Source organism: Clostridium thermopalmarium DSM 5974, assembly GCF_002995795.1.
Taxonomy (GTDB): Bacteria; Bacillota; Clostridia; order Clostridiales; family Clostridiaceae; genus Clostridium_H; species Clostridium_H thermopalmarium.
This window is the reverse complement of record NZ_PVXN01000025.1, coordinates 18,044-29,774: the sequence shown is the minus strand read 5'-3', so window position 1 is coordinate 29,774 and position 11,731 is coordinate 18,044. Positions and strand designations below refer to the sequence as shown.

The window sequence follows — 11,731 nt, the reverse complement described above, 5'->3', positions numbered from 1 at the left end:
CTTAGCGTTAGCTAAGTGGGTTTCCCCATTCGGAAATCTGCGGATCACAGATTATTTGCATCTACCCGCAGCTTATCGCAGCTTATCACGTCCTTCATCGGCTCCTAGTGCCAGGGCATCCACCGTGTGCCCTTTTTTACTTGATCTTCATTCATATATTTTCATTCCTAATCCTTCGCTTCGTTAAGAATCTCTAAATTCCCTTCATTGAAAATTTCTACCTTTTCGCATGCGTCGTCCTGACGCGCTCAGAGCCTTGTTACATCCTGTAACAAGATTACAAAATTTTCAACTACACTCATTAAGAACTTCTAAAACTCGCTCAAGGCTTAGTCATTGAAAATATATTCATTCTCAGCTACTTAATGTGGTTTTGCTTTCGCAAAACTATCTATATACACTGTGCAATTTTCAAAGAACAACTTTTTATTTTACTGTCACTCTGACAGCGTGTTTAATATAACAAATTTATTTCTTCTTGTCAATACCTTTTTTAGTATCTAATTTATTTACTTTTTTCTTTTGAAATAATCAATATCTCCAGGATTATACATCATTTTTCTATTTATCTGCAGGAAACTTAATTCCCATTTGCCTTCTTGCTTCATCCATAACCTCAAGTTCCATGATAGAATATTGATTATGTATATCAGCACTTTTCTTTGTCTCAATAAGCTTAATAAACTCCTCTATTTCATAATACATATTATTATCATATTTATTAGTTACTGATATTTCTTCCTTATCTCCATTATTATAAACAATTACTACTTTCTTTATATCTGGTATCTCTTTAATAATCATGCATCCCTTTTCCCCTTGAATCTGACTTGGTAATGCAGAGTTTGTAATTTTAGAATATATAAGTTCCGCCTGCATACCATCATATTGAGCCATAATTGTTCCAGCACCATCTACTCCATTTTCTAAAATAACAGCGTTTGCCCATACTTTCTTAGGCATTCCAAAAAGCTTCACTAGTGGATGAACACAGTACACTCCAATATCCATTAATGCTCCGTTAGAAAAAATAGGATTAAACGCATTTTCAATTATTCCCTTTTTAAAGTTATCATATCGTGAAGAATATTGACAGTATTGAAAAGTAGCTCTTCTTATAATTCCAAGTTTGCATAGATTATCTTCTATTATCTTAAATCCTGGGTCAAAAACAGAACGCATGGCCTCTAGTAGAATTACTCCATTATCCCTAGATGCCTTTATCATTTCTTCCAATTCTTTTTTATTTGACGCTATAGTTTTTTCACAAAGTACATGTTTTTTACCATTCATCATCTTTATTGATTGAGAAGCATGTAAGCTATTTGGGCTAGCTACGTATACAGCATCAACTTCTTTACTTTCTGCAAGCTTATCTAAATCATCATATACTAAGGAAACTCCATATTTACTTCCAAACTCTATAGCTCTTTCCTTTGTTCTTGAATATACCGCCGCTAATTTAAATTTCTTACATAAACTAGCTGCTTCTATAAATTTATCTGTAATTTTATTTGTACCTATTACCGCAAATCTTACCATTATATATAATCCTCCCATTTTTAATTTCCTATTAACCAGCACCTACATAATTAACCTACAATATCTATTTTATATAAAAGGAGACTATTTAAACAAAGATATTCATTACAGTCTTGTATTAAATAGTCCTTTATTTCACCTTTTTATAAAATTAACAGTTTAACATTGTCTTTCCTTGACCACATAATTTTTCAAAATCTTTCGTAAACGCCTCTACTGCTGAAGTTACAACATCAAGTTTAATAAGGCCTTCAATTACGTCTGGTGCAACAGTTGCTGCTCCAATTCCGTATTTAGCAAGTTCTAATACTTGTTGTGAATTTTTGAAGCTGGCTGCTAATACCTCTGTTTTTAAACCATTCTTCTTGAAAATATCATGAATATCTTTTGCAGTTTGTATACCATCTGCACCTAAATTATCAATACGGTTTACATATGGTGCTGCATAATGAGCTCCTGCCTTACCTGCTAGATAAGCTTGCATAGAAGTATAGATAGCCGTAGCTGTAATGTTAACTCCTTCTTTTGCTAGTGCTTTTATTGTTTTTAATCCTTCCCTTGTAACTGGAACTTTAATATATGTGTTTTTCCCCAATTCATCTTGTATCTTGTGAGCTTCCTTTATCATGTCTTCTGACTTAGTAGAAACTACTTGTACATGTAATTCAGATTCTTCTCCAATAAATTCACGAATTACTTTTAGAACTTCATAAGGGTTTTTACCCTCTTTAGATATGATAGATGGGTTAGTTGTAACCCCGTCTACTGGATAATAAGCATATATATCCTTTATTTTATCCAAGTTTGCATAGTCAATAATTAGCTTCATAACTTTTTCCCCTCTTTTTTAATTTGTTTAATACATATATTTTATCAAATATTTAAGTAATCTGTTGAAAACAAACAACTATTTTTTGCTACTAACATACATATAAGGAGCTTATTGTAAAGTATCGTATATGCATATATGTCCTTTATGATATAATTTATTTATTATATTACATAAACTTATAAAGATTAAGATAATTACTAAAACTTATCTGATATAAAAGATGAAAGCACAAAAAATCCCATTATAGAAAAAGAAATTCATTAATTTATCAATATATGGAGGTGTCAATATGTATCCATTAAAATTCAAAAACTTATATTATAATAAAGTATGGGGCGGAAGAGATTTTGAATTATTCAGAGATAATCTTCCTGAGGGAAATATCGGTGAAAGCTGGGATATTGCTTGCCATCCACACGGAATGAGTGTTGTATCTAATGGTGAGCTTAAAGGTACAAAATTAATCGATTTGATAAAATTGAAGGGTGATGATCTTTTAGGTACAGAAATATCTAAAAATTGGTTTCCGCTACTTATAAAGCTTATAAATGCTAAGGATAAGCTATCTGTTCAAGTACATCCTGACGATGAATATGCTAAAAGAGTAGAAGGAGAAATGGGGAAAACTGAGGTATGGTATGTAGTCGAAGCTTTTGAAGGTGCAAATATAGTTATAGGCACAAAGAAAGGCTGCACCAAAGAACAATTGAAAAACGCTATCGAAACTGGAACTTTGGATAAATATATGAACAAGGTATCTGTTAAAAAAGGAGATGTGTTTTTTGTAAAAAGCGGCTTAATACATGCCATTGGTGAAGGTGTTATAATTGCGGAAATACAGCAAAACAGTGATACTACTTATAGAGTATATGACTACAACAGAGGAAGAGAACTTCATATAGAAAAGGCTCTAGATGTAATTAATTTAGATTTAGTTGCAAAGAATTCTAATGGACTTGTTGTAAAAAACGAAGGCTATACTAAAACATATCTTTGTCTATGCAAGGATTTCTCCCTCGAATTATATGATGTAGAAACTTCTTTCACAGAAAACAGCAATAAGGAAAGATTTTTTGCCTTTACCTGTGTAGAAGGCAGTGGAGAAATCATCTATAAAGATGGAAAAGAGACTATAAATAAAGGAGACAGCTTGTTAATCCCTGCCTCTCTCGGCGAATATACTTTCAAAGGAAATATGAAAGTTCTAAAAAGCTATGTACCAGATGTTAAAAAATTGGAAAATGAAATACTAAATTATGTGAAAGCGTAGCGGAACTTACTATAAGAACTAGCGCCATTTAAATTAAAAGTATATAGTGGATAGGTATGTTTATTCATACTCTATCCACTATTTATTATACTCAAATACTCAATACTTCCTAAACTCTCTACACTACCCCTTTTCTCCACTGGAGCTTTAGCTCCCTCCACTTTCCACTTCTCCACTCCACAAACTGCCTTTTTTCTCCACTTAGAGATTTTTGTAATCATAATAAACTAAGCTCCAGCCTAGCTTTTATATTTGTTCATAATTCTATGGAAGTATTTATATTTATTGTCAAATTATTTAAGTTTATGTATAATTATATATAATATTTATCTCAGCTTGATTTAATAAATAATATAAACTAGTAAGCTCATGGAGAAGATTATGAAATTAATTAATATATTTAAATATAAAAAAAATAAAAAACGTTTTGAAGAGAATATGGCTTTAATATATAAAGATTTGTATAAGTTTATATACTCTATCATAAAAAACAAACAATTAGCTGAGGATATACTCCAAGAAACCTTAATAAAGGCCTACGAAAAATTTGATACAATTAAAGATATACGTAAGTTTAGATCATGGATTTTTACAATAGCAAAAAATGAAAGTTTATCGTGGATTAAAAGATACACTAGAGAAGTTCCAAGCGAAAATATGACTTTAAAATCATTATCATACTCATCAGGAGATATTCCAGAAGAATTATTAATAAAAAACGAAACGAAAGAGTATGTAAGAAAGTCTATTAAAATGTTAAGCCCTGTTGATCAAGAAATATTTTTTTTAAGATATCATTATGATTTAACCCTAAATGAAATAGCATTAATATTAGATATGAATGAAAATACTGTTAGAACAAGACATATGAGAGCAAAAGAGAAGATACGCAAATATATTATAAATGCCGAGCTATCTTCAGAAATTGCAGCATCAACCTTAAAGAAAAAGAGGTAAAAAGTAGTATGAAAGATGATAATTTAGATAAACTTATAAAAGATACTTATATAGAATTTGGAGACAAAATGGACATACATTCTGATGTTGAAGTTCCTGACTTTAACATTGTAATAAATAAATTTCACAGAAATTTAAAAGATAAAAGGAAAAGTCCATCAATGTCCAAAAGAATGGCTTTAACAGCTAGCTTTACAATAGTTGTGTTTATCTCAATATTTATATCATCATTGCCTAAAGTAATTGCATTTAAGTTCAACGTTATAAAAACTTTTGAGGAGCTAAGGGGAGATACTAAAGATATTAAGTTTAGTACAGATGATAACTCAAAAAACACTTTAGATGAAAATAATAAGATTGATAATGCTGGTGATCAAATAGAAAAAATAGTATCACTAGATGAGGCCAGGAAAAAGGTACCTTTTAAATTATTAGTACCAGAATATTTACCTGATGGCTACAGAATAAGTACTGTAAAATATATAAAAGCTATAGGTGATTATTATAGTGTAGAGCAAAATTATATTAATAACAAAGGGCAAGAGATTCAAATTTCTCAAAGCACTATATATGAAGAGGCAAAAGAAACTATTTCTATTAGTTCACAACTTAGAACTGAGGACATAAATATCAATGATTTGGATATAAAATTAATTACCGATGATAAAAACTTCAAAAAATTATTGTGGTTTAATAATAATATAAAGTTTGAAATGACTGTATTTTATAATATTATAGATATTGAAGTGGAAAAAATAATTAAGTCATTAAAATAAAGCCCAATTGGGCTTTATTTAATATACATACAATGGATCAGTTGCTGATGTTTTAGATGTCTGTATTCCATTATCTATTATATAATTTATACTTCGTACTCTATAGTAATAATCAGATGCTACTGATAAAGTATGATTTCCGCTAACTTTTTTAGAATTATTTAATCTGTTAGAGAATGTCTTAATTGTGCGCCAACTTCCATTTTCATATTTTTCCACGTATAGTGTATAGCCTATTGTATCAACTGTTACATAGCTTTCAGTTAAGCCTGTTACACTAATGAGGCCTATATCTATTTTTGCTATAGAGCTTCCCCAATCAATAAAGGTATCGCTAGTTGTACTTTGAGTATCGAGAGTTAAATCATAGTTGTTATTGGAATAAAACACTTCGCTATTACTCCTCTTTTCATTAGGAACATCATTGGTAGAAGCTGCAAAAGCATTTATAGATATAACGCAAATAATTAAAAAGGTAAAAGATAAAAATTTTATAATTCTTCTCATAAATTTTCCTCCCTATGGATTTTATTTTTTCTTATATAAGATAAAATAAAATGAAAAAAGTTTCAAAAAAGTGAAACATTTTTTATTCTTTCTCTCTTATATATGATGAAAAGAATATTTTAAAGGATAAAATAAATTATATTAAATCTATAAAATATGATAGGAGTACTAATGCAGCATATTTTATATTTGAAGGACTTAGTTATTTGATTATAGGAGGAAATATAGCTTGATGAAAGCGATAATTTGTTGTAGAATTTGCATAGTTTTCTATGTTTATAATTTTAGGAGATGAATTTATGTTAAGTTTTGTAGTAGCTGTAGCTAACAATAACGTAATAGGAAAAAATAATTCCCTAGTATGGAGCTTGCCTGTAGATTTAAAAAGATTTAAAGATATTACAATGACTCAAACTAAGACAATGATTATGGGAAGAAAAACCTTTGAAACTCTTCCTAAAGTCCTTCCTAACAGGAAACATATAGTCCTTACTAGAAATAAAAACTTTAAGCCTAACAACAAAAACGTAGAAATTCTTCATGATATAAAAGACTTAAAACCTTATATAGAAAGCGAAGATGAATACTTTGTAATAGGCGGTGGAGAAATCTTTAATTTATTAATGCCTTACGCTAAAAAATTCTACTTAACTATAATCCATCATGATTTTGAAGGCGACACCTTCTTCCCACCTTATGACGAAAAAGACTGGAGCATAATTGAACATATTGAAGGTACTGTTGATGAAAAAAATAAATATAAACACACATTTTTAACTATGGTCAAAAGAAAACATTAGAAATAAATTGTGACAATCTTTAATATTGAACATTCCATATGAAATTTGCATTTAGGAAAGCTTCACTACGCAAAGAAGCTCTAATATTTCTAGCTTTAAAACCTCTAAACCTTCTAAACTCACTGTCGTTCAGACAATAGAAGGTTCTTACGGTGTTTTAAATCCAGAAATAAAGAGCTTCTAACGCTTGTTCAACGCTTTCTACAATGCAAATCTCATTTCCAGTTCAATATTAAAAAAAGATTATCTCATCTATTAAATAAGAGCGTTTTAGTAAAAATGAATACATATCCAGACAAATCTAATATTAAACTTACAATCATTAGCGTTTATTTAAACTTCATATTTAGGTGCACTTAATAAAATTGCTTCGCAATTATTATTTTATTCTTCATCGTAAAAATCTAGAAATGAATATTTTTTTCCGCCTTTTTCCCAGCCTAAAATTGAATCTATATTTACATTTTGTGCTGATTGGAAAATTGACTTTTCTACATCCTTAAAGTTTTCCTTTAATTTCTTAATAAGTTCTTTCACTTCAGCACGTTTGCTTGAAGTCTTTTGAGCTGCTACTACACAGCCGCAGTTCATAGGAGATATTCCTGCGTTCATTGTGTAGCGCTTGATATCATCCTCATGAATGTAGTACATAGGTCTTATTAATTCTAAACCTTCAAAGTTTGTGGCATGTAATTTAGGTCTCATAGTTTTGAAGTTTCCAGCATAAAGAATATTTAGCATTGTTGTTTCAATAACATCATTAAAATGATGTCCAAGAGCTAACTTATTACATCCAAGTTTTTGAGCCTGTGAGTATAAAGCTCCACGACGCATTCTTGCACACATATAGCAAGGATAATCATTTGCTATTCTATCTACTATTTCGAATATTCCGGAGTCAAACATTTTTACAGGAATATTTAAATATTCACAATTGCTAAGTAATAGCTTTCTATTACTTTCATGAAATCCTGGATCCATAGCAATAAATTCTAACTCAAAGCTTATTCGCCCATGGCGTTTAAGTTCTTGAAACAACTTTGCCATAAGCAAACTGTCCTTTCCTCCAGAAATTGCTACTGCTATCTTATCTCCTTCTTCTACTAACTTAAAATCCTTAACAGCCTTAGTAAACTTAGTCCATATACGTTTTCTGTATGTCTTAATAATACTGCGTTCTATATCCTTTAATGGTTTTCTTTCACTCAATGGAATTAATAACTCACATCCACTTCCAGCAAGATTGCTCATTTCATCACCTCATTTATTTTATAGTTCTATATCATTAATGGTTATGTTTTAAATAACTATAACTAGATTTTTTAAACTTTACTTTTATATTGTAGAGTAAAGTACTCTTAAGTTCAATTATTTTATGTAGAATCTTGGTTAAACACTTCTTCTCTCTTAATATTTTAATGTTTTTGTTTTATCCTCTCTTTTATAAAGCCTGCAATTGCTGGTATAAATGTAATCATAGCCACTATAATAATAACAAATTCAAGATTATCCCTTATGATTTTTAAAGTTCCAAAATAATATCCTGCAAACAAAAATACAGATATTCTAAATATTCCACCTATGATGGCATATCCCATGAATTTGTATAAATTCATTGATGTAATACCTGCCACAAAAGCTATAAAACTTCTTACTATAGGAATAAACCTTCCCATGATTATTGCAACTCTTCCATAATTCTCATAAAACATATGAGCTCTTTCAATAGACTCTTTTTTAAAAACTTTATTATCCCCTGCTCTTAAAATTTTTCTTCCTAAAATCTTTCCTACATAATAGTTAACAATATCTCCTGCTATAACTGCTATGCACAATACAATAAATATAATAATTACATTTATTAACTTAATGGAAGCTAAAGTTCCAGTAACAAAAATTAAGGAATCTCCTGGCAGAAAGGAGGTTATAATTGAAGCTGCTTCAAGGAATATAACAAAAAAAAGCAGTATATATGTATATGCTCCAAATTGATTAATAGCCATACTTATATAATCCTCAAAATGAGATGCTATATATAAAAATTCCCTTAAAAATTCATCCATTCTTAATTCCTCCTGCAGCTTAAATTACATTCATTATATTATAGTTTAACCTCTAAGAAATGAAAATACCTTTCTTAGAGGTTGTAAATTTATTTTATTTAATTATTAGCATTAATCACTTCATTATAATGTACTCTACCCTCACTAGTTTTAACAAAGAAGAACTTATATAATTGTATAACTGTAAATGGTATAAAAGCTAACACATAAAACGCTGCATATTGGTTTACAGTAAGTTTTTCAACTTGAATTATACCTCTTAAAGGCTCAAAAAGTAAAACTGAGTTTAAAAATAATGTTCCTATTCCAAAAGCTATCCATGCATATTTATTAGAGAAAATTCCTATTTTGAAAATAGATTCTCTGCTTCTACAGTTAAATCCATGAAATAATCTTGCCATACATAATGTTGCAAATGCCATGGTACTTGCTATATTAGTATTTCCACTTTGTAATCCTAGCTTAAAGGCGATCATAGTACAAGCTGCTATAAGAAATCCTTCCACAACAATTTCATACACAAAATCCTTAGACAATATGGATTTATTTATGTTTCTTGGCTTACCTTCCATAACACTGCTCTTATGAGGCTCCAGTCCTAAAGCTATAGCCGGCAAGCTATCTGTAAGAAGATTTATAAATAATAAGTGAACTGCAGCAAAAGGATTAGGAAGAGAGACTAAAGCTGCATATAAAACTGCCATTATTCCTGCGGTATTTCCTGAAAGAAGAAATTTTATGGAATTTTTAATGTTGTTATATATGTTTCTTCCGTTTGAAATAGCTTTTACTATAGTTGCGAAATTATCATCCGTGAGCACCATTGATGCAGCATCTTTTGCAACTTCTGTTCCTGTAATCCCCATAGATATACCAATATCAGCTTGTTTTAAAGCAGGGGCATCGTTTACTCCATCTCCAGTCATAGCAACCACATTCCCTTTTTCCTGCCAAGCTCTCACTATCCTAATTTTATGTTCTGGAGACACTCTCGCATATACCGAAACCTTATCTACTTTTTCTTTTAACTCTTCATCGCTTAATCTATCTAATTCATAACCTTCCATGGCTTCATCTTCATTTTTTAATATTCCTATCTGCTTTGCTATAGCAGAAGCTGTAATTTTATGATCTCCAGTAATCATAATTGGCTTAATACCTGCACTTATACATTCTGCTACCGCCTTTTGAGACTCTTCCCTTGGGGGATCTATCATAGATATCAAACCAACAAATATTAAATCTTCTTCGTCTTTCAAAGTAATTTCTTTATTCTCATTAAGGTTTCTATAAGCAAAGGCTAAAACTCTAAGGCCTTTTTTAGAAAAGTTTTCGTTCACTTTTTTAATTTCTTCTTTATCCTTATATGTCAATTCTCTAACACCATCTGATGTACATATTTTAACTGCCCTTTCTAATATTACATCCAAAGCTCCCTTTGTAATCATAGTAATTTGATTTTCTATCTTGTGTACTGTACTCATAAGCTTTCTATCTGAATCAAATGGAATCTCACAAATTCTAGGATACATTTCTCTTACATCTATTTCTCTTAAATTATACTTGCGTCCAAGATTAGTAAGGGCAATTTCTGTTGGATCCCCAATTTCCTTATCCTCACCAGAAATAGCATCACTGCACAGCAAACTCATTAAAACTAATTTTTTCTCCATGGTATTGCTTAGATCTAAATTTTCAATATCCATTATCTTTTCATCTATATAGATTTTTTTTGCTGTCATCTTATTTTGAGTTAAGGTTCCAGTCTTATCAGAACATATTACAGAAACGCTACCTAAACTTTCAACAGCTTGAAGCTTTCTTATAATCGCATTTTCCTTTGCCATCTTTTGAGTTCCAAGTGCTAGAACTATGGTTACAATGGAGCTTAAAGCCTCTGGTATTGCAGCAACTGCTAATGCTACTGCAAACATAAATGAATCTATAACTTCATAACCTCTGTACATATTTAAAATAAATATTAAAGCACTGATAATTAAAATTATTGAAGCTAGCTTCTTTCCAAAGTCATCCAAACTAATTTGCAAAGGAGTTTTCTTCTGTTTAGTATTTTCTAAAAGAGAGGCTACCTTACCTATCTCTGTATCCATACCTATATTTGTGACTACTGCTGCAGCTCTACCATAGGTTACAAAACTCCCTGCAAAAACCATATTTTTCATATCACCTATAGAAACATTATCTCCATCTATAACCTCTTCTGTTTTTACCACACTCTCTGACTCTCCAGTAAGAGAGCTTTCATTAACCTGAAGACTAAAGTTTTCTATAATTCTTCCATCAGCACTTACGTAATCTCCTGCTTCTAAATATAATATATCTCCTACAACTACTTCTCTTGATGGTATTTCTACCTTTTCACCATTTCTTAAAACTCTGGCTATAGGAGCAGATAGTGCCTTTAAGCTGCTTAAAGACTTTTCTGCTTTAATATGCTGTGCTGTTCCCAATATAGCATTAAGTATAACCACAGAAAATATAACTAAAGCACTTTCTTCGTTTCCCAAAAACATAGATATAACAGCCGCTCCAAGAAGTATTATCACTAAAAGATCCTTAAACTGTTCACCAAAAACTTGAAGCGTATTTTTCTTCTTTCCTTCATTTAACTCATTAAAACCTTGCTCCTTTCTTCTTTTTTCTACCTCTTCATTGTTAAGCCCTTCTGATGTAACTTTTAAACTTTCCATTACCTCTTGTGCAGACTTTTTATAAGCCTCTTTCATTTTTTCTCCCCCTCTTTGATATTTTTATATAAAAAAAGACTTTTAATATAATCCAAAACCTGGATTATATTAAAAGTCTTGTAACCAAAACAACTTGGCATATAACACCAGATTAGCCATGCTAATCGAAATGTTGATGCTATATTTTTACTACTCCCTTTTAATACAAGAAATTTAAGTATTAACTTTAATCATATTATATAGCAATCTTAACCACTTGTCAATAATTTTTTGCTA

The 11,731-nt window shown here is 30.3% G+C and carries 11 protein-coding genes and 1 rRNA gene; 4 read left to right on the top strand and 8 right to left on the bottom strand.

What is annotated here, in order from left to right:
- From CPAL_RS14015 to CPAL_RS05935, 3 genes are all read right to left on the bottom strand, one after another.
- Nucleotides 1-146 (bottom strand): 23S ribosomal RNA (locus CPAL_RS14015); the annotation flags it as partial.
- 415 nt (nucleotides 147-561) lie between these two features.
- Nucleotides 562-1,542: a Gfo/Idh/MocA family protein gene (locus tag CPAL_RS05940; RefSeq protein ID WP_061858472.1), complete on the bottom strand. Its 981-nt coding sequence runs from the start codon at nucleotides 1,540-1,542 to the stop codon at nucleotides 562-564.
- Nucleotides 1,543-1,693: 151 nt separating this feature from the next.
- The gene (locus CPAL_RS05935; protein WP_061858471.1) at nucleotides 1,694-2,371 is read right to left on the bottom strand and encodes a fructose-6-phosphate aldolase; all 678 of its coding nucleotides are present in this window, start codon (nucleotides 2,369-2,371) and stop codon (nucleotides 1,694-1,696) included.
- Nucleotides 2,372-2,663: 292 nt separating this feature from the next.
- Between CPAL_RS05935 and CPAL_RS05930 the strand changes: the two genes are divergently transcribed.
- Nucleotides 2,664-3,644: a type I phosphomannose isomerase catalytic subunit gene (locus tag CPAL_RS05930; RefSeq protein ID WP_061858470.1), complete on the top strand. Its 981-nt coding sequence runs from the start codon at nucleotides 2,664-2,666 to the stop codon at nucleotides 3,642-3,644.
- A gap of 71 nt (nucleotides 3,645-3,715) precedes the next feature.
- Here CPAL_RS05930 and CPAL_RS13860 read toward each other — a convergent pair whose 3' ends face one another.
- Nucleotides 3,716-3,865, bottom strand: coding sequence for a hypothetical protein (locus tag CPAL_RS13860; protein WP_165815388.1), 150 nt, complete (start codon nucleotides 3,863-3,865; stop codon nucleotides 3,716-3,718).
- 160 nt (nucleotides 3,866-4,025) lie between these two features.
- Between CPAL_RS13860 and CPAL_RS05925 the strand changes: the two genes are divergently transcribed.
- The gene (locus tag CPAL_RS05925; RefSeq protein ID WP_165815387.1) at nucleotides 4,026-4,601 is read left to right on the top strand and encodes an RNA polymerase sigma factor; all 576 of its coding nucleotides are present in this window, start codon (nucleotides 4,026-4,028) and stop codon (nucleotides 4,599-4,601) included.
- Between the two features lie 8 nt (nucleotides 4,602-4,609).
- Complete coding sequence (locus CPAL_RS05920) at nucleotides 4,610-5,377, top strand: DUF4367 domain-containing protein (protein WP_061858468.1); 768 nt, start codon at nucleotides 4,610-4,612, stop codon at nucleotides 5,375-5,377.
- Nucleotides 5,378-5,395: 18 nt separating this feature from the next.
- Here the strand turns inward: CPAL_RS05920 and CPAL_RS05915 are convergent, their stop codons facing one another.
- Nucleotides 5,396-5,884 (bottom strand): hypothetical protein, encoded by a 489-nt coding sequence (locus CPAL_RS05915; protein ID WP_106024261.1) that lies wholly within the window; start codon nucleotides 5,882-5,884, stop codon nucleotides 5,396-5,398.
- Nucleotides 5,885-6,183: 299 nt separating this feature from the next.
- Between CPAL_RS05915 and CPAL_RS05910 the strand changes: the two genes are divergently transcribed.
- Entirely contained in the window at nucleotides 6,184-6,684 is a 501-nt protein-coding gene (locus tag CPAL_RS05910; RefSeq protein WP_061858466.1) for a dihydrofolate reductase, read from the top strand.
- A 384-nt stretch (nucleotides 6,685-7,068) separates the two neighbouring features.
- Here the strand turns inward: CPAL_RS05910 and CPAL_RS05905 are convergent, their stop codons facing one another.
- The 3 genes from CPAL_RS05905 to CPAL_RS05895 form a co-directional block, all read right to left on the bottom strand.
- Nucleotides 7,069-7,935 (bottom strand): tRNA 2-thiocytidine biosynthesis TtcA family protein, encoded by an 867-nt coding sequence (locus CPAL_RS05905; RefSeq protein ID WP_061858465.1) that lies wholly within the window; start codon nucleotides 7,933-7,935, stop codon nucleotides 7,069-7,071.
- 164 nt (nucleotides 7,936-8,099) lie between these two features.
- Nucleotides 8,100-8,747, bottom strand: coding sequence for a VTT domain-containing protein (locus CPAL_RS05900; RefSeq protein WP_106024260.1), 648 nt, complete (start codon nucleotides 8,745-8,747; stop codon nucleotides 8,100-8,102).
- Between the two features lie 98 nt (nucleotides 8,748-8,845).
- Nucleotides 8,846-11,494 (bottom strand): cation-translocating P-type ATPase, encoded by a 2,649-nt coding sequence (locus CPAL_RS05895; RefSeq protein WP_106024259.1) that lies wholly within the window; start codon nucleotides 11,492-11,494, stop codon nucleotides 8,846-8,848.
- Nucleotides 11,495-11,731: the final 237 nt, after the last annotated feature.